This window comes from Streptomyces sp. SID3343 (assembly GCF_009865215.1).
Lineage (GTDB): Bacteria > Actinomycetota > Actinomycetes > Streptomycetales > Streptomycetaceae > Embleya.
Map to the genome: position 1 here is coordinate 1 of NZ_WWJX01000817.1, position 18,854 is coordinate 18,854.

At 70.7% G+C, this 18,854-nt stretch carries 16 protein-coding genes; 9 read left to right on the forward strand and 7 right to left on the reverse strand.

Annotated features, from left to right (window positions below; genetic code table 11):
- From GT354_RS25310 to GT354_RS25340, 7 genes are all read left to right on the forward strand, one after another.
- Window positions 1-1,677 (forward strand): ABC transporter substrate-binding protein (locus tag GT354_RS25310; RefSeq protein ID WP_237535437.1); only part of this gene is annotated, 1,677 nt, incomplete at its 5' end.
- A gap of 39 nt (window positions 1,678-1,716) precedes the next feature.
- The gene (locus tag GT354_RS25315; protein ID WP_161358676.1) at window positions 1,717-2,667 is read left to right on the forward strand and encodes an ABC transporter permease; all 951 of its coding nucleotides are present in this window, start codon (window positions 1,717-1,719) and stop codon (window positions 2,665-2,667) included.
- Window positions 2,664-3,542, forward strand: coding sequence for an ABC transporter permease (locus tag GT354_RS25320; protein ID WP_161358677.1), 879 nt, complete (start codon window positions 2,664-2,666; stop codon window positions 3,540-3,542). Before GT354_RS25315 ends, GT354_RS25320 begins: the two co-directional genes overlap by 4 nt.
- Window positions 3,542-4,528: an ABC transporter ATP-binding protein gene (locus GT354_RS25325; protein WP_161358678.1), complete on the forward strand. Its 987-nt coding sequence runs from the start codon at window positions 3,542-3,544 to the stop codon at window positions 4,526-4,528. Before GT354_RS25320 ends, GT354_RS25325 begins: the two co-directional genes overlap by 1 nt.
- Before the next feature lie 101 nt (window positions 4,529-4,629).
- Window positions 4,630-5,430 carry an ATP-binding cassette domain-containing protein gene (locus tag GT354_RS25330; protein WP_202512273.1) on the forward strand — a complete coding sequence of 267 codons (801 nt, stop codon included), beginning with the start codon at window positions 4,630-4,632 and terminating at the stop codon, window positions 5,428-5,430.
- Window positions 5,431-5,636: 206 nt separating this feature from the next.
- Entirely contained in the window at window positions 5,637-6,056 is a 420-nt protein-coding gene (locus GT354_RS25335) for a TIGR03668 family PPOX class F420-dependent oxidoreductase (protein WP_161358679.1), read from the forward strand.
- Between the two features lie 82 nt (window positions 6,057-6,138).
- Window positions 6,139-7,221, forward strand: coding sequence for a MerR family transcriptional regulator (locus GT354_RS25340; protein WP_161358680.1), 1,083 nt, complete (start codon window positions 6,139-6,141; stop codon window positions 7,219-7,221).
- Between the two features lie 29 nt (window positions 7,222-7,250).
- On the opposite strand, the gene GT354_RS25345 is transcribed toward GT354_RS25340, so the two are convergent.
- Both GT354_RS25345 and GT354_RS25350 read right to left on the reverse strand, forming a co-directional pair.
- Entirely contained in the window at window positions 7,251-7,871 is a 621-nt protein-coding gene (locus tag GT354_RS25345; protein ID WP_161358681.1) for a hypothetical protein, read from the reverse strand.
- Between the two features lie 157 nt (window positions 7,872-8,028).
- A complete protein-coding gene (locus tag GT354_RS25350) occupies window positions 8,029-9,120 on the reverse strand; it encodes an MFS transporter (protein ID WP_161358682.1) in 1,092 nt (363 codons plus the stop codon).
- A 473-nt stretch (window positions 9,121-9,593) separates the two neighbouring features.
- On the opposite strand from GT354_RS25350, the gene GT354_RS25355 reads away from it, so the two are divergent.
- Window positions 9,594-10,718 carry a glycoside hydrolase family 19 protein gene (locus GT354_RS25355; protein ID WP_161358688.1) on the forward strand — a complete coding sequence of 375 codons (1,125 nt, stop codon included), beginning with the start codon at window positions 9,594-9,596 and terminating at the stop codon, window positions 10,716-10,718.
- Between the two features lie 80 nt (window positions 10,719-10,798).
- Here GT354_RS25355 and GT354_RS25360 read toward each other — a convergent pair whose 3' ends face one another.
- From GT354_RS25360 to GT354_RS25375, 4 genes are all read right to left on the reverse strand, one after another.
- Entirely contained in the window at window positions 10,799-11,152 is a 354-nt protein-coding gene (locus tag GT354_RS25360; RefSeq protein ID WP_346012162.1) for a DUF427 domain-containing protein, read from the reverse strand.
- A gap of 236 nt (window positions 11,153-11,388) precedes the next feature.
- The gene (locus tag GT354_RS25365; protein ID WP_346012163.1) at window positions 11,389-14,325 is read right to left on the reverse strand and encodes a Z1 domain-containing protein; all 2,937 of its coding nucleotides are present in this window, start codon (window positions 14,323-14,325) and stop codon (window positions 11,389-11,391) included.
- Entirely contained in the window at window positions 14,322-15,371 is a 1,050-nt protein-coding gene (locus GT354_RS25370; protein WP_161358684.1) for a PD-(D/E)XK motif protein, read from the reverse strand. The genes GT354_RS25365 and GT354_RS25370 overlap by 4 nt, the downstream gene beginning before the upstream one ends.
- Window positions 15,368-16,897 carry an ATP-binding protein gene (locus tag GT354_RS25375; protein WP_161358685.1) on the reverse strand — a complete coding sequence of 510 codons (1,530 nt, stop codon included), beginning with the start codon at window positions 16,895-16,897 and terminating at the stop codon, window positions 15,368-15,370. The genes GT354_RS25370 and GT354_RS25375 overlap by 4 nt, the downstream gene beginning before the upstream one ends.
- 216 nt (window positions 16,898-17,113) lie before the next feature.
- Between GT354_RS25375 and GT354_RS25380 the strand changes: the two genes are divergently transcribed.
- Window positions 17,114-18,139: an Lrp/AsnC family transcriptional regulator gene (locus GT354_RS25380; RefSeq protein ID WP_346012164.1), complete on the forward strand. Its 1,026-nt coding sequence runs from the start codon at window positions 17,114-17,116 to the stop codon at window positions 18,137-18,139.
- A 287-nt stretch (window positions 18,140-18,426) separates the two neighbouring features.
- Here GT354_RS25380 and GT354_RS25385 read toward each other — a convergent pair.
- Window positions 18,427-18,854, reverse strand: a 428-nt coding sequence (locus tag GT354_RS25385; protein WP_272923885.1) for a carboxyl transferase domain-containing protein, incomplete at its 5' end; no start/stop codon positions are given.

Here is an 18,854-nt window from a genome sequence, read left to right on the forward strand (position 1 = left end):
CGCGCCACGAGAACCGCGAGAAGCGCGCACGCCGCGACGACCGCGCGCACGCTCACCACGGTCTCCACACTCGGCCTCGCCGCCCTGCTCGCGCTGACCGCGTGTTCGAAGAACAGCACCACCGACGCCTCGGATCCCGTCAAGGTCCCGCAGCTCACCCTCACCGACACCACCCCCAAGGCCGCCGGCCCCGTGGACAGTGTCCGCTGGCTGCTCGCCAAGGAACCCAAGTCGCTCGACCTGGACGTCAAGTCGGGCAACGACTCCAACGCCGTGCTCGCCAACGTCTGCGAGCGGCTGTTCCAGACCCAGCCCGATCTGACGATGCGGCCGCACCTCGCCGAGACCGCGACCTACGCCGACCCCAAGACGCTCGTGCTCAAGCTGCGCGCCGGCGTCACCTTCCACGACGGCTCGCCGATGACCGTCGACGACGTCGTGTGGAGCCTGCAACGGCACGCGGCCGACGGCAACAACGAGTCCGACGAGTTCGAGCGGGTCCAGTCGATCGAGCGCACCGGCGACACCGAGGTGACCATCCGCCTCAAGGAGCCCGACGCCCTGCTGACCAAGGCCCTCGCGGGCAACGCCGGCATCGTGCTGGATCGCGAACAGGCCGAGCCCGCGGGCAAGGACTACGGCACGCCCGGCCACGGCGACGCGTGCTCGGGCCCGTACAAGCTCAAGGAGTGGAAGGCCGGCAGCCAGATCTCGGTGGAGCGCTACGACGCCTACTGGGACAAGAACGTCAAGCCGCTGACCCGCACCGCCACCTTCACCTGGGCCGACGAGAACGCCATGGTCAACAGCATGACCACGGGCGCGGCCGACGGCACGTTCCTGGACTCGATGAGCGCGGTCACCCCGCTGGTGGCCAACAAGCAGCTCACCGTGGCCTACGGTTCCTCGTCGCGCACCTGGACGCTGATCCCCACCGAGCGCGGCGGCATGAAGGACGCCCGCGCGCGGCGCGCCCTGTCGCTGGCCCTGGACCGCACCGGCATCGCCAAGTCCGCGTTCGGCGGCCTGGCCCAGCCGTGGAAGACCCCCCTGGGCCCCGGCGCGTGGGGCTACGAGAAGGCCACCTTCCAGGCCGGCTACGACGCCCTCCAGGGCGCGCCCGCCCGGCCCACCACGGCCGACCTGGACGCGGCGAAGAAGCTGGTCGCCGAACTCGGCCCCAACCAGCCCGCGATCGTGGTCGCCAACGACGGCACCCCCACCCGCAACCTGATCGCCAACGCGACCGTGGACGCGGCCAAGAAGATCGGCCTCAAGGCCGAGATCAAGACCATGTCCGGCGCCGACTTCGCGAGCCTGTACACCGACGTGGGTCTGCGCAAGCAGGTCGACCTCGTGCCCGACGACTGGTGGATCTCCAAGTCCGACCCGGCCGGCTTCTACGACAACGGCCTCACCGGCTCGTCGAACAACTGGGTCGGCTACTCCTCGCCCGACTACGACAAGGTCATCGACGAGGCGCTGCGCACCGGCGACGACCCGGCCCGCGCGAAGCTGCTCGTGGACGCCGAGCGCCGGTTCACCGCCGACGCGGTGTGGCTGCCGCTCGTGCAGATCCCCAGCGTCGTGGTGCTGAGCGGCAAGCTCACCGGCGCGCCGGCCTCGATGTCGATCATCGCCTACCCGTGGCTGGTCGATCTCGGCGCCAAGGGCTGAGCCTCCCCCGTTCCCACGCCCCTTGGAGGTGTCACCCACATGGCCGCCCGCGCCCTGCGCATCACCCTTGGACTGCTCGTCACCCTGCTCGCCGCGTCGTTCGTCGTCTTCGGCGCGATCTACGCGGCCCCCGGCGACCCCGCCGCGTTCCTGGTCGGCGGGCAGGACGACGCGACGCCGGAGAAGCTGGCCGCGGTCCGCGCCGCGTACCACCTCAACGACCCGCTGTGGGTCCAGTACGGGAACTGGATCGGCGGCGTCCTGCACGGCGACTTCGGCCGCTCGCTCCAGTACAACGACCAGGTCGCCGACCTCGTGTCGTCGCGCGTGCCCACCACGCTGTTCCTGGTGCTGTACTCGGCCGTGCTGTTCGTCGTCGTCGGCGTGGCCCTCGGGGTGCTGTCCGCGGTGCGCGGCGGCCGGGTCGACTCGATCGTGGTGGCCGTGACCACGCTGCTCGCGTCGATCCCCAAGTTCGTCAAGGCATTGGCCCTGGTGGCCTTCCTGGGCGTCCAACTCGGCTGGTTCCCGGTCACCGGAGCCGGCACCGGCTTCGGTGACCGCCTCTACCACCTGACCCTGCCCGCGCTCTCCCTCGCGCTCGGCGAACTCGCCGTGGTCAGCCGGGTGACCCGGCAGAGCATGCTGGAACAGTTCGCCCAGGACCACGTCGCGGTCGCCCGCGCGGCGGGCCTGGCCGAACACAAGGTGATCCGTCGGCACGTGCTGCGCAACGCGCTCGCGCCGGTGGTCACCATGTGCGGGCTGATCGTCGCGAGCCTGTTCGCGGGGACCGTCGTGATCGAAACGGCGTTCGGCATCAGCGGCATGGGCTCGCTGCTGGTGACCGCGATCAACACGCACGACTTCCCGGTGACCCAGGCCGTACTGCTGCTCATGGTCCTCGCCTACATGCTCGTCACCACGCTCGTCGACCTGCTCCACCCGCTGATCGACCCGCGGGTGCGCCTCGAAGGAAGCGCCGCATGACCACCCTCGTGGATGCCCCCACGCCCGTCGCCGAACCGGTCGCCGGCGCCGCGGTCAAGCCGCGCCGCGCCTGGCCGGTGACCTTTTGGATCGCCGCCGGATTCCTCGTCCTGACCGCGCTCGCGGCGGTGTTCGCGCCGCTGATCTCGCTGTACGAACCGGACGAGATCGACCTGTACGCCTCGCTCGCCGGCCCCGACGGCGCGCACGCGCTGGGCACCGACCAGTCGGGCCGCGACCTGCTCTCGCGCGTCCTGCACGGGGCCGGGCCGAGCCTGGTGGCGCCGCTGGTGCTGCTCCTGCTCGCGTCCGTGATCGGGATCGCGCTGGGCACCCTCGCGGCGTGGCACGGCGGGTGGATCGACGCCGTGGTCTCGCGCGTCACGGACGTGATGTTCGCGTTCCCCGGGCTGCTGTTCGTGATCCTGATCGTGTCGGTGTTCGGCGACGGGCTGACCACCGCGGTGATCGCGCTCGCGCTCGCGTACTCGCCGGTGGTCGCCAAGTACACGCGCAGCATCGCGCTCGCGGAGCGCTCGAAGCCGTACATCGACGCCTACCGCGTGCAGGGCATGGGCGGGTTCGCGATCTGTGCCAGGCGGCTCGTGCCCAACCTGGCGCCGTCGCTGCTCGGCTACCTGGTGTTGATGTTCGGCCAGGTGATCATGGGCATGGCCACGCTCAGCTACCTGGGCTTCGGTGCGCAACCGCCCAGCTCCGAATGGGGATTGATGGTCAAGGAGGGCCAAGCCGCCCTGGTCCAGGGCGCCTTGTGGCCGGCCCTGGTGCCCGGTACCGCCATCGCGCTGGTCGTGGTGGCCTTCAACATCGTGGGCGTGCGGGTCTCCGACCGCCTCGGCGCGAGGGAACGCTGATGTCCTTGCTGAAAATCGCGGACCTGACCGTGGAACTGCCGGGAGCCGGCGCCCGCCGACCCGTCCTGGACGCCGTCGATCTGACCGTGGACCGCGGCGAAGTCGTCGGCCTGGTCGGCGAATCCGGCTCGGGCAAGTCCACCACGGCCAAGGCCGTGCTGCGGATGCTGCCGGACAGCGCACGGGTGCGTGGGACGGTGGCGGTGGGACCGGACGAGGTCCTGGGGATGGCCCCGCCCGCGCTGCGCGAACTCCGGGCGCGGCGAGTGGCGATGGTCTACCAGGACCCGCGCTCGTCGCTCAACCCGGTCCGCCGGATCGGCGACTTCCTCACCGAACGGCTGATCCACACCCTCGGACAGCCCAAGACGGTCGCCCGGGCACATGCGCTCGCCCTGCTCGAAGCCGTCGGCATCACCCGACCCGCCGAGCGTCTGCACCAGTTCCCGCACGAACTCTCCGGCGGCATGCTCCAGCGCGTCGTGATCGCGGCGGCGCTGGCCGGCGATCCCGAACTGCTCCTCGCGGACGAGGCCACCAGCGCCCTCGACGTCACCACCCAGGCCGAGATCCTGGCCATCCTGCGCGAGCACCAGACCGAGCGCGGGCTCGGCCTGCTGTTCATCACCCACGACCTGCACCTCGCGGCGGCGTACTGCGACCGGGTCTACGTGATGTACGCGGGCCGCGTCGTCGAAGAGCGCCCGGCCGCCGACCTGTTCGGCGACCCGCGCCACCCGTACACCGCGGGGTTGTTGGCCTGTACGCCCGAACTGGGCGACCCACGCCCGATCCGCCCGATCCCGGGCCGACCCCCGTCCCTCGACGACGCGTTCGAGGGCTGCCCGTTCGCCGCACGATGCCCGCTCGCCGAGCCGGAGTGCGAGACCTGGCGGCCGGTGGCCCGCGCGGTCGCCGGCGGCGGAAGCGTGGCCTGCCGCCGCGCGGACGTGACGCTCGACGCCGATCGGAAGGTGCTGCTGTGACTGCGACCAAGGACGCCGGTTCGACCTCGACTCCGGCTCCGGCTTCGACTCCGGCTTCGACTCCGCCTCCGGCTCGGGTCCCGGCCCTCGAAGTGCGCGGGCTGTGCAAGGAGTTCCGCGCGTCCGGTCGGAACGCGACCGCGACGGTGGCCGCCTCCGACATCTCCTTCACCGTCCCGCCCGGCGGATCGCTGGGACTGGTCGGCGAGTCCGGCTCGGGCAAGACGACCATCGCACGCATGCTGGTCGACCTGATCCACCCCGACGCGGGCACCGTCGCGGTCGACGGCCGGCCCCGCGAACTGCGCGCCCGCGGGGGCGCGGAACGCCTGCGCCGAGCCCGCGAGATCCAGATGGTCTTCCAGGACCCCTACGTCTCGCTCGACCCCCGCCTGACCGCGGCCCAATGCGTGGGCGGCGTCCTGCGCCTGCACGGCTCGCGCGACAAGCCGGCCCGCGAGGCCCGCGTCCGCGAACTCCTCGACCAGGTCGGCCTGGGCACCAGGGAGGCCGGCGCCCGCCCGCACCAACTCAGCGGCGGCCAGCGCCAACGCCTGGCCATCGCGCGGGCGTTGGCCGCCGAGCCCCGGGTGCTGGTCCTGGACGAGGCGGTGGCGGCCCTGGACGTCTCGATCCAGGCCCAGATCCTCGAACTCCTCGGCGTGCTGCGCCGCGAGGCGAACGTGGCCCTGGTGTTCGTCAGCCACGACCTCGCGGTGGTACAGCAACTCACCGACGACATCCTGGTCCTGTACCGGGGCGTCGCGGTCGAACAGGGCCCGACCGACGACATCCTGAACGACCCCAAGCACGCCTACACCCGACTGCTGACCCACTCGGCGCCCCGCCCGGGCTGGAACCCGGCGGAGGTGGCGGAACTGCGCAAGGCCCTGACGGTGTGAGGGGCCGCGGGGTCGCCCTCGCGGGAGCGGCGGCCCCGACTGCCGGGGCGGGGTGATCCGGCTTTCCTGCCAGGGGTTCGTGCTCGCCGGTTACGTCGGGCGGGAAAGACTGCGGTGCCACAGCGCACGGCCAGGCGCCGATTCCGCCTGTGCCGCCCCGGCCTTCCCCGCCGCTTCCGACGTCGAAGTCGATGTACGGTCGCGGCATGAGACTGGACCCCGCCGAGGCGCGCCTCCGCCTTCGCGGTGCCCGTGTCGCCCGTCTGGCCACGGTTTCCGGCGGAGGACAGCCGCACGTGGTCCCGATCACGTTCGCGCTGGACGAGACCGTGTTGTACTTCGCGATCGACCACAAGCCGAAGATGTCATCGAATCTGCGGCGCCTGGGAAACATCAGGGAAAACGACCGGGTATCGGTTGTCGCCGACCACTACGACGAAAACTGGTCCGCCCTCTGGTGGGTCCGCGCCGACGGTCGCGCACAGCTTTGGGAAGACGACCGAAGGCGCGCGACACCACTCGATCTGCTGATCGAAAAGTATCCGCAGTACCGAGAGCAGACACCTGCTGGGCCAGTAGTCGCGATCGCCATCCACAGCCTGACCGGCTGGTCCTTCTCCGACTGATCCGGCGTATTGACCTTGCCCTTTGGGGAGGGCTCAGCATCGGTGAGGCCGGGTGATGGGCCCGGCTGACGAGGAGTGGGCCATGGGATTGGTGACGATCGGGGCGTTCGCCAGGGCGTCTCGGCTGTCTGCCAAGGCGCTTCGGCTCTATGACGAACTCGGGCTGCTGGTACCGGCGTACGTCGATCCGGTCACCGGGTATCGGCGCTACGCCCCGGAGCAGTTGGAGCGGGCGCGGCTGGTTGCCTGGCTGCGCCGGCTCGGGATGCCGTTGGCACGCATCCGGGCGGTGTGCGATCTCGACGGACCCGCCGCCGCCCACGAGGTTCGCGCGTTCTGGGCCGGGGTCGAAGCCGACACCGCGGCCCGGCGGGACCTGGCCGGGTTCCTCGTCGACTACTTGAGCACCGGAAAGGACACCGCCATGACCAAGACCACCGCGTCCATGGAGATCCGTTACGCCGCCCGCTCCGACAGCGGCCTGGTCCGGCCGATCAACCAGGACACGGCCTACGCCGGGCCCCGGCTGCTCGCCGTGGCCGACGGCTTCGGCAGCGCGGGCGGCCCGGCCGGCGCCGCCGCCGTCGACGTTCTCAAGCGTCTGGAACCCGACGGCATCGCGGCCGGCGCCCTCCTGGACGCACTGGCGGACGCCGTCGAACAGGCCGGTCACACCGTGCGCGAGATCGCCGCGGCCGAACCCGCTCCGGGCGAGGTCGGCACCACCCTCACCGCGATGTTGTGGACCGGCTCCGCGCTGGCCCTCGTCCACATCGGCGACTCACGCGCGTACCTTCTGCGCGGCGGCGAACTGTTCCGGATCACCCACGACCACACCGTGGCGCAGTCCATGCTCGACGAGGGCCGCATCACCCCCGACGAGGCGATCTCCCACCCGCAGCGCGCCCTTCTGCTGCGCGCACTGGCCGGCACGGGCGAGGTCACCCCGGACACGAGCCTGCACGACGCCCACCCGGGAGACCGCTACCTCCTGTGCTCCGACGGCCTGTCCACCGTGGTCCCGACCGAGACCATCCACCGAACCCTGGCCACAACCGCCACCCCGGCTCAGGCGGTACACGATCTGGTCGCCCAAGCCCATCACGTAGGCGCCCCGGACAACATCGGCTGCGTGGTCGCCGACGTCGTGGCCCGCCGGGGGTAGCCGCGCATCGGGCACCCGGACGCCCGTGGTCAGACCGCACGCCTCCAGATCTCCTTCCACCGCCGCTCTCGGGCGGCGGCGATGACGGTGTCGACGGCTTCGGACGGGTGGAAGCCGAGACTCACCCCGCAACGAGCGCACAGTTGGTACTCCCCGTGGCCGACCCTCCAACGCGTCGTCCCCGCATCGGTTTCGCAGGCTCGACACGTCGAGGGCACCGATGCGGGGGCGACGCGGGAACGCAGAACGCGGGCCACCACGACCGGAACCGCTTCGGTGGGATGGAACTCGGGGTTCGGGCAGAAGGCGAGCGTGCCCACCGAGCCGCGCCCTTGATCGCGCCAACCACCGTCCGGCGCGAAATCCCGCACTCCGAGCGCCTTTGCCTGCCGGCTACGGGCCAGGTACGCCGCCTCGTCGGCCAACCAGAGCCGGCGCGCCGCGTGCAACTCCTCGACCGCGCGAACCAGCGCGTCCGGGTCGTCCTCCAGGTCGACCGGAATCCGGGCGCTGCGGCACAGGTGGTGATAAGTCGCGTGGAAGCCGTATGGCGCAAAGCCCACGACACACGTGCGCAACGCGGCATGCCGCGCCCGCGCCGAGCGCCCTGTGTCGTGGACCCGCCTGCGGTGTGTCTCGAAGCTCGCCATCGCGCGAGGCTACGGCCGCACGCGAGGGCGCGCGTCTGCTTTGTTCACCGAAACGTTCTCGGAGTCGTGGGGCGGGCACCCCCTCGGTCCTGCCGCCGACTCCGAGATCGTTTCGGGGGGCTTTGGCTGCCGCCGGGTGTCGGAGAAGCCCCGCGCACTACGGGCGCACGTCGGTGGTCGAGGACCCGGGACGGTGAGCGGCGGGACCCGGGTCGTTGCGATCCGCACGGTCGGCCGCCGGGCGCGGACCGTGCGGGATCAGCAAGGCCAGGACCAACCCGAGCGCCGATGCCCCCAGGCCCACCGCGAGCGCCGTCTTGAACGCGTGCTCGGTGGGCACCGGCGCTCCGTCCAACCGCTGTGGATCGTGCGCCAGGACCACGCCGATCACGGCCGCCGAGACGGTCATGCCGACCGAGCGCATCAGTCCGTTGAGGCCGGTCGCGGCCCCGGTGTCGCGGGCCGGCACGGCCGTGATGACGAGCGCGGGCATCGCGGCGAAGGCCAGACCGATGCCGATCACCAGGAACAGGCTCACCCCGACGATCCGCAGCGGCGAGCCGAGCAGCGCGGGGGCGGCCGCGTACGCGAGCACCAGGATCGCGGCGCCTGCCGCCGGCGACGTCTTCGGCCCCCGCGCCCGGGACAGCCGCGCCGACTGGGTGGCGACGAGCATCATCACGAAACCGGGCGGCGCGAGGTAGAGACCGGCGGTGACCAGCGGCACCCCGAGCCCGTACCCGGTGCTCTCGGGCAGTTGCATGATCTGCGGGAAGACCAGGTTCTGCGCGTACATCGCGAACCCGATCACCACGGTCGCGGCGTTCGTGGCCAGGATGCGCGGTGACGCGGCGGTACGCAGGTCCACCAGCGGGCAGTCGGAGTGGAGTTCGACCACCGCCCAGACCGCGAGGACCGCGCAGCCGAGGCCGGCGAGGGTCAGTGTGCGCGGGCCGAGCCACCCCCATTGCGCGCCCTTGCCGACCGCGATCAGCACGCACACCAGGCCGACGGCGAGCCCGGCGGTGCCCCACGCGTCGAACCGGCCCGGGTACGTCCGGGCCTTCGACGCCGGTACCAGGGTCAGCACCAGACCGAAGCAGCCGGCGCCCAGGACGGCCGCACCCCAGAACAGGGCGTCGGGGCCGGCGCCCCGAACTGCGACCGCCGCCTCGTCTGGCGCCACGACGAACACCACCCGGCCCTCGCGGACTTCGTCCGCGCGGTCGAGGACCTGTTCCCGAACCACCGCGCCGGCGACCGAACCTGACGCCGAGGACGGCGCGGTCGCCGAGGACGTCCAGAGCGCCGAGAGCGCCGGGGGCCCCGAGAGCGCCGAGAACGCCGAGAACGCCGAGAACGGCGAGAACGGCGAGAACGGCGCGGACGGCGCGGACGGCGCGGACGGCGCGACCTGGGGCCCGGCAAGCCGATCGCCATACGGTCGAAAGTGGCCAAATTCCGTTCCCCCGCGAACATCGATCGCCCGATCGGGTTCACCTCGGCGGGTTCGCAGGACAGAAGTGGTCTAGACCTTGACTGGTATAGACCAGTCGTATTGAGTGAGCCCCGAGCCACGCGCCGCGGATCTCGATCGAGGCAAGCGCCGGTCACGGTGCGGTAGTTCCTGCACGTGTCGACGGCAATCCGACCGAGCTGCGTGGGGATGCCCCCGCGCGAAGGAGTGATCCACAAGTGATCCACAAGTCGCGAATACGGATCCTGGCGTTCCTCGTGGCCATCGCCTTCGTGGGGGTGTTGGCCGCGATCCTCCCGATGGCCTCCTCCGCGTCCGCGGCGAGCTGCGCGTCCGGGTGGAGCTCCTCGGCTGTGTACACCGGCGGGGCGACGGCCTCGTACAACGGCCACAACTGGGGCGCGAAGTGGTGGACCCAGGGCGAGACCCCCGGGACCTCCGACGTATGGGCCGATCAGGGCACCTGTAGCGGCGGTTCGACGACCGGCGGCGGCACCGGTGGCACCACCACCGGCGGTTCGACCGGCGGCGGCGGAACGAACTGCGTCTACCCGAACTGGGCCGCGGGCACGGACTACGCGGTCGGCGCCATCGTCAAGTACACCGACGGCAAGCTCTACCGGGCCAAGAACGCCAACCCCGGCTACGACCCGGTCATCAGCACGTGGTTCTGGGAGCCGTACACCTGCACCGGCACCACGACCGGCGGCACCACCACGGGGGGCACCACCGGCGGCGGAGGCAACCCGGGCAGCTTCGTGGTGAGCGAGGCGCAGTTCAACCAGATGTTCCCGAACCGGAACCCGTTCTACACGTACGCCGGCCTGACCGCGGCCCTGAGCGCCTACCCGGGCTTCGCCAACACCGGCAGCGACACCGTCAAGCGGCAGGAGGCGGCGGCCTTCCTGGCCAACGTCAACCACGAGACCGGCGGCCTGTTCTACATCGTCGAGCAGAACACCGCGAACTACCCGCACTACTGCGACGCCAACCAGCCCTACGGCTGCCCGGCCGGTCAGGCCGCCTACTACGGTCGCGGGCCGATCCAGCTGAGCTGGAACTTCAACTACAAGGCGGCCGGGGACGCCCTCGGCATCAACCTGCTGAACAACCCCAACCTCGTCCAGACCGACCCGGCCGTGGCCTGGAAGACCGGCCTTTGGTACTGGAACACCCAAAACGGCCCCGGCACGATGACCCCGCACAACGCGATGGTCAACGGCGCGGGCTTCGGCGAGACCATCCGCAGCATCAACGGGTCGCTCGAATGCAACGGCGGCAACCCCGCCCAGGTGCAGAGCCGGATCAACAGCTACCAGTCGTTCGTGTCGATCCTGGGCACCACACCGGGCAACAACCTGAGCTGCTGACCCCGACTCGGGGCACCGCACACGACAAAGGGCCGCACCGGACGAACTCGTCCGGTGCGGCCCACCCTTGGCCGACCCGATCAACCGGCCGCCGGCGGCTCGCCCTCGACGACGACGTGGGCGATGTTGTCGTAGAACGACAGGTGGCCGGCGATGTCGCCGACACCGTCGATCGGTTGCGGGTAGGCCCACACCACATCCGGCCTCGCTTCGGCGCCGCCGCCCTTCGGGCCCACGTACGTCCAGTAGCTCGCCTCACCCTTGAACGGGCACGTGGTCCGGGTCTCCGTGCCCTCGAAGAGTTCGAGCCGCACATCCTCCGGCGGAAGGTAGTACCGAACCGGCAACCCCGTCTCGTAGAGCACCACCGGACGGCTCGACTCGGCCACCACCTCACCGTCGATCTCGACCGTGACACTCTGCGTACTGTGCACGGTCCTCACCTTGTGCCCGAACCCGAGCTTCGGCATACGACTCGCCTCCTCGTCTCGTCGCCCCCGCAGCGGATGCGTGCGGTGCGCGTGCGCGCGGCGTCGGACCCGGCCGATTTCCCACCGCCCCGACGGCCCGACGTGTCGTACCACTCCAACGACCGCGAACCGACCCATCATTCCCGGCCCACGCCCATCCCACCCGCTCCGACACCCCCGCCGACACCCACCCGGGAGGGTCAGGCGGTGGCGTCGATGATGGCGGTGGTGGTGCGGGAGGAGTCCTTGGCGCGGAAGGCGACCAGGCGGCGGTCGGGGGAGACGGCGGCGCTGGGTGGGACCAGGGCGAAGGCCATGACGAGGTCGTTGCGGTCGGGTTCCATCGTCGGGTAGATCAGCAGGCAGCCGCGCCGAGGGCCGGCGAGGGCGTCCGCGACCGGGTCGCCGATGGACGCGTCGGTGCCCACTATCCGGCGGGCCGCGAAGCGGTGGTGACCGAAGCTGACCCGGTAGAACAGGGTGCCGTGCCTGCGGCGGCGGGTGACCACGTCGAGCGGGCCGACGCCGTGCAGTGTCACGGGCTCCCGGTCCGAGCTCTGACGCTGAGGGGCGACCACGACCCACTCGTCGATCTTCGTCGCGATCTCGGGGTTGCTCAGGTACGCGAGATCCGGGCTGAACTGCGCCGGGTCCGACCACCGAAGCTCGCTCAGAACCGGCAGCAGGTCCTGGTGGCCGATCCGGCCGATGTGTGCCGGGAACGTGCGCAGCGTGGTGTCTGTCGCGACGGGGAAGCCGAACTCCACTCGCGCCGATTCGAGCGCGGTGATCACCGGACCGAAGCGGTCCACGTTGTGTCGCAGATCCGCCGATGCGGTCGGATAGGCCGAGCGCTCGACCCACCGTCCGGGTGATCTGGTCTCCACCAGTTCCGCGTTGAACATCTTGTTGCGGGCCGTCGGTTTCAGCCAGGGCAGGCGTTGGGTGACCAGGGGTGGGATCTGAGCGGGTGTCACTTGGGGGGCGCCGTCGATCAGCTCGGCGTAGAGCCGAAGTTGGTCGCGGAACTCCTCCTCGTCGCGGCAGATCGCCTCGAACGCCTCGTACAGGTCGCCGTTGCGGCCACCCTCCTCGCGCCCGATGTAGAGGCGGACCAGGTCGCGGTAGTTCTTGCGGAAACCGAACCAGCGGCCCATCTGCATGAGAGTGTCGGCCGCGATCGTCTTGCGGCGGTAGTACGACACGGTCAGGCCCTCGATGGTGAATCCTCGCGAGAGCTTCGCGCCGCCGACCAGGATGCGCCAGACCTGCTCCCGGTCGAAGTCGGCCGTGCGCTGCTCGATCTCCTTGTCGCCGTTGATCACCACGAGCGGGCTGCCCGACGCGTCCTCGATGCGCATGGCCGCGACGCCGACGTACGGGGCGATGTCCGCGAACGAGTCGGGTACGGCCGCGCCTGCGGCATGTGCCTCGCTGACCGGCCGGATGTCCTCCTCGTACAGCCTGCGCAGTCGTGCCTGGGCGCCCGCGCCGAAGTAGCCGGCCCTGCGCCAGATCGCGTTGATCAGGGCGGCCTGATCCCGGTGGACCAGGGTCTTGACCGATTCGTGCACGAGCATCGTGTGGTGCCGGAAATGGTCGGCGCCCAGACCCTGGTCCTCGCGGAAGAGCTTGATGGCGCCCGTCAGCACGAACATGTCGATCGCCGTGCACAGATCCGAATCGTCGTCGTCGTGCAGGGGCTTGATCGAGCGCACGTGCGCGAGTCCGGCCGAGTTGGCGACGTTGCGCTCGTCGAGCGGGATGGTCGAGTCGATGTCGTGGAAGTCGGCGACGCCCATGTAGCCGTCGGGGCGGTCGAGCGAGATCACGAAGTCCTTCGGGAAGATGTCCACCGCGTCGGCCGGGTCGATGAACACGTTGGCGAACGGCGTCGCCGTGTAGCCCACGTACTGTGCGCGAGGAAGCATCGTCAGCAGTTCCGAGATGATGCCGTTGATCGCGGTGCGCTGGACCTGATCCTGGCCCCATTTCTTGGGGTCGGACGTGTTGACCGACGCCTGGTCCGACTCGTCGTCGATGATCAGAGCCGGAATCTCGCCGCGCTCGGTCTTGATCCGGCCGAGGTCCTTGACCAGCTTCTTCAGCACCGCCGCGTTCTTCTTGACCACCATCAGGCGGGCCGAGCTGCGGTGCAGGTTCTCCGGCGAGTACAGCGGCGTGAACCGGTCGGCCTTCTCGAACTCCAACGCGCTCAAGCCCTGTCGCAGCGCCTGGTAGTCGTCCTGATGGCGGGTCAGTCGGACGATGTCGAACTTGCCGAGCCGGGACGGAAGCGCGCCGTGGCGCAGGAACTTGCCGTCGAGACGGTCTCGGTCGTCGAGGTAGTCGTAGTCGTGGAAGGACAGCGTGCCCGAATCCGGATCCTGGCCGTAGTAGATGTTCTCGACACCGACGAGTTCCATGTCCAGACGGCGCTGGGTTTGCGCGCGCAGCGCCTCGATCGTCCCCGTCAGCACGATGACGAGGCGATAGCCCGCGTCGATCGCCTTCGCGGCGACACCGGTGAAGTTCGCGGTCTTGCCGCTCTGTACGTAACCGACCACCAGGCCCTTGGACTGATAGGCCTGGGCACAGGTCGGGTCGGCCAGCCGCTCGACCACCCTGGTGGTGTTGCGGCCGAGCGCGGCCACCGCCTCGGGCGCCCACTTCTTGGCGAGCAGCATCTCGCGATAGGCACTCCAGTAGTGGTCGTGATGCCGGGCGACCTCCTCGGTGTACCAGGGATCGATGGTTTCGTCGGTGATCACCACGGCTCCCGAGCCCGGTGCGAACGGCGAGCGACGATCGAGGAGTTCGCGCGTCGCCGGCTCCAGGCCGAGGGCCTCGTAGGTCGCGGTGCGACGCTGCACGGTGTTGGGCGCGGTCTCGCCGGCGTCCTCGAAGTCCCAGCGGCTGAGCCGGTCGCGCCACAGGATGAGCAGCGGGTCGTCCGGGTGGGCGTGATGCAGCCGGCGGCGCAGGGCCGCCTCGCCCAGGTCGGGGAGCGGACCGCCATGGTCGTCGGCCTGGTAGGCGAGGGCTTTGGCCAGGTTCTTCGCCCGCGCGGACATGCCGCCGAACGCCGCTCGATGCAGGTCCACGAGGGCGGAGTCGTGCGCTGGGTCGAGGGTCACCGGTGATCGTCCTTCGGTTCGTTCAGGCCCGACGCGACGTCGGGAGGAAGCACACGCAGCAGATCGACGGCGTGATCGAGCCCGTCGGGGGAGGGCGTCACCGAGGGCACGAGGTCGGCGACGTCGATGCGGTAGTCCACGTCGAGGATGCGCGCGACCACGACTTTCGGCAGACCTGCCAAGATGCCCTCGGTCAACCGAGGGAACGCCTCGTCGACCGGGACGGCCAGGGGCGCGCCCGCCGACGACCATCGGTGCTCACGGGGGATTTCGTGATCGTTGCCCAGTCGCAGATGCAGTCGCGCGTCGAAGTCGTCCGCGACCTGCGGTGCGTCCACCCTCAGCGTCGAGCGGATCCCCTCGACCAGACCCAGGACGGAGCGGCCCGTGTCGCTCTCGTCGAGGACGTGGGAGAGGAACCACAGTGGCCGATCCGGGTGCGGCGCGAGCTGGCCGAGGCCGTGGACGGTATGCACCCGAGCCCGCCCGGCGACCGTCTTGACCTCGATGTCGTAAGGCCCGACGGTGAAGTCGTGGTCGGTACAGTCCGGGTGCTGCCACGCGCGGACCGCCGCGTGCCAGCCGCGACCGGCGGCCAGCCCGACGAGGGTGAGCAGTTCACCGAAGAGGCCGACCTCCTGCTCCATCGGCATACGCCGCTTGCGCGCGAGCAACTTGCGCCACGCCAGCACGGTGCTTTGCACGGCCGGAACCGGTGCCGCCTTCGGCACCAACTGGATCCGATCGGCGATTTCACAACACATGATGTGGAACTCGCGCAGTCGATCGGCCTGTTCGGTGAACACGTGCAGGAACTGCGCGCCCCCGTCGAGGACGCACACCGCCCGAACGTCCTGCATGCCCAGACGCGGTGCCTTCGTGCCGGTCGGCACCGGAATCCGCAACGCGGGCCGCTGTCCGCCGGCCTCCAGGTGCCAGTACAGGAGCGGGTCACCGTCCACCGGGATCAACATCGGCAACCCGCTGTCCAAATGGTCGCGCAGCGCGTCGCAGCTCAGGTGGCGGCTGCGGGGGTCGGGGGTCATGCGGTGTTCCCCGACTCGTACTTCGCCAGCTCGATCTTGGCGGCGGTGAGCAGCAGGGACTGCCACAGGTCGAGATTGTCCTTGACTCGTGGGCCGTTGCGTTCGCCCGCGAACGCCTCGTTCATCAGCAGGTAGAGCAGCGTCTTGAGCATCGGCGCGTCGGTGAGCGAGCCGCGGCGGCCGCCCAGCAGCGCGGGACGGAACTGCTTGTTGAGCAGCACCACGCGTTCCTCCCGGTCGATCGCGAAGAAGACGTCCCGGCCGAGCGGCTCCCACACGACCTCGATCGGCTCTTCGCCGACGACGAACGGCAGTTCCTCCTCGATCGCCGTGCGCAACTCGCGGGGGAAGCTGCGGCCCGGTGGCAGCACGGCCTTGCGTTCGCGGGTCGTGGTGCGAGCCTGGCGGTACGCGCCCTCGGCGTCCTTGAGGTAGTCGAGGAAGGACCGACCGTCGGCGTCCGAAGCCCGCTCGACCGCGTCCACGAAGCCCGGAACGGGCTGTAGTTCGGCCTTCTTGACGGTCAGTCCGAACGCCGCCTCCGAGTCCGGCGGCAGGTCGAACTCGACCCGGGCGAGGGACAGGTGCTGCTCGGCCTGGCGCATGCCGTTCCAGCCGCCCGCCTGGACCAGTCGGTCGTTGCGGTACGCGTACAGCCCCTGCCGGGCCAGGATTCCGCCCGGCAGCCGGAACTGTTCCGCGTTGGAGCGCGGCGTCCACACGTGCGCGGTCAGCTCCAGCGGGCCGACGCCCTCGAAGGTGGTGGTGAACTTGCGCGGATAGCCCGGGAGTCCGGACATCGGGTAGCCGAACGGGTTCACCGCCTGCACGAGCCACGTCATCGCGGGCGTCGCGTCGTCGACGCCCGAGACCGCGATGGTGATCCGGACCCGACCGTCCGCGAGGAAGCGGTGCAGGTGCAAGCCGAGGTGATCGGCGAGCGAACGCATGGTCTTGGTCAGGTAGATGTCGGTCTGCGCGGCGTCGCCGCGCGCGGGGAAGTCCCGTACGCCGTCCCAGCGCACGGCGGTGCCGCTCCACACCACGTACTGGTCGTACAGGTCCAGGAACTGCTTCGCGAACTCCACGTCGACGATGTCGCACTGGAAGCTCTCCTGGGCGTGCTCGGTCCGCCAGCGCCGGCCGACCGTGCCCGCGAGCTTGGCCCGGCTGATCACGGTGACCTTGTCGGCGTGGCTGAAAGACGCCGCCTTCAGGCCCATCCCGAACATGCCCAGGGCCTTGTCGCCGTACTCGCGCCGCTTGCCCACCGTCATCGCGGTGTCGAGTTCCGCCTCGGTCATCCCGCGGCCGTTGTCCACGATGACCAGTGACGTCAACAAGTCGCCGCTGCGTCGGAAGTGCACCACAACGTCCTTGGCGCCGGCGTCGATCGAGTTGTCGATCAGGTCGGCGACGGCCTCTTCGAAGCGATATCCCTGGCTGGCGAGGCCCTTGATGTACCCGGGATCCGGAGGCAGGTGTTTGCTGCCGCTAGTCGGTACATCGAATCGCCAGTCGTCCATGTCCCACCCCTGCACGTCCGTCTCGCGCGACGCGCGTCCGCGCGCCCCGCCCCCACATGCGATGGAGCGACCGTAGCGGTTGGACCCACAACCCAAAAGCGGAACGCCGGACTCGCCCTCGACTCGACACGTGCAGGCCGATCCGGCCGGCCGGGTGGCGGGTCGTCCCGGTGGGGCGGTCCCGGGTCGGCGCCGGCGGTGGGTACCGTGGTTTCGGTGACCCCAGTCGACGCGGGCGTGGACGCCCTTGACCGCCGCATCATCGCCGCCCTCCAGATCGACGGGCGCGCGTCGTGGCGGCGGATCGCGACCGCGCTCGGGGAGCCCGAGCGGACCGTGGCGCGCCGCGGCCTGCGACTCCTGGAGAGCCGACTGGTCACCGTGACGGGTCTGGTGGCCAACGGCGACACCGTGATCGTGCGGCTGAACTGCCGGCCCGGACAGGTCCGCGAGGCGGCGACAGCGGCGGCGGCCGGCAGCGGCACGGTGTTCACCTACGTCCTCGCCGGATCGGTGGACTGCGTGGCCGAGGTGCAGTGCCCGCCGGACGGTTTGGCGCGCCTGATGCTGGAGGAACTGCCCGCGTTGCCCGGGGTGATCTCCCAGCAGGTCGCCCCCGTGCTGCGCTACTTCCGCACCGTGCACGAGTGGCAGCCCGCCCTCCTGACCGCCGACGAGGTGGCCGCGCTCGCGCGCTTCCCCTCGCCCACCGAGACCGTCGAGGCCCCCGACGGCGACCTCGGATCGGAGGAGTGGAGCATCCTGCGGGCGCTCGCCGCGGACGGCCGTCGCACGCACGAGGAACTCGCCGCCGTCGCGGGCGTCTCCGAGGCGACCGCACGCCGGCGGGTCGAGGCGCTGACCCGGTCGGGGATGGTGAGTATCCGAGCCTCCACGGAACCGGCCCTGCTCGGGCTTCCGGTGGAGGCCATGCTGTGGATTCGGACCCGGCCCGACGACGTCGAGGCGGTGGGCCGACTGCTGCTCGACTCGCCGTTGGTGCGCTACGCGGCGGTGGTGATGGGCGAGTATCAGATCCTCGTCGACGTCGTGCAGCCGTCGAAGCAGGCGTTGCACGAGTTCCTGACCGATTCGCCGTGGGTGCGGCGAGTGGAGGCCGTGCAGTCGCACCTGGTGGTCGAGGCGCTCATGCGCAGCGCGACTCCGACCCCCCGGCTGCGGGAGTTGCGCGAAGCGCACGCGAAAGGCGGGGCCGGCGGGGTCGGCGGCGGGGACGCCTGAGGGGCGTCGCGCGGGTGTGGGATGGCCGGAGGCCGGCATGTGCGACCGGTTCGGTTGTGGGGACCGGGGGACCGGGGGACGTGTTCGAGAGCGCACGGCAGGCGGCCCCGGGTGCGGACCCGGGGCGCGGACGGGGTCGACCGTTCGCGCCGGTTCCGCCGCCCGCGCCGTGCGGGTGCGGGGCGCGGGCAGGGGCATTCGAGGGGCGTCGCGGCCGTCGGACCGGCCAAGGTGTGTTGCGGCCGGTTCGGGTCCTCGGGTCCTCGGGTGCTGAGTGTTCGTACGGTTCAGGGCCGGGGTTGGTGTGCGAACTCCTCGGCGATGGCGGCCGTGAGCCGGTGGGCGAAGCAGCCTTCGACCGGCGGGTGCGGTTCCGCGACCACGCGGTGTACGGTCCCGGTCGCCAGCAGGTCCGCCGCGCCGATGCGCTGCTCGCGCGCGAGTTCCGCGGCCCGGCCGGTGGTGCGGTAGACGATCGCCGACGCGCCCTCCGGCGGCAGCGGCGACAGCCAGCCGTGCTGCGCGCAGATCACCCGGTCCGCCGGGAGCAACGCCAGCGCACCACCACCGGAACCTTGACCGAGCAGCAGGCACACGGTCGGCGCGGGCAGCATCACCAACTCGGCCAGACACCGGGCGATCTCCCCGGCCAAGCCACCCTCCTCGGCCTCGCGCGACAGGGCCGCGCCCGCGGTGTCCACGACGGTGAGCAGCG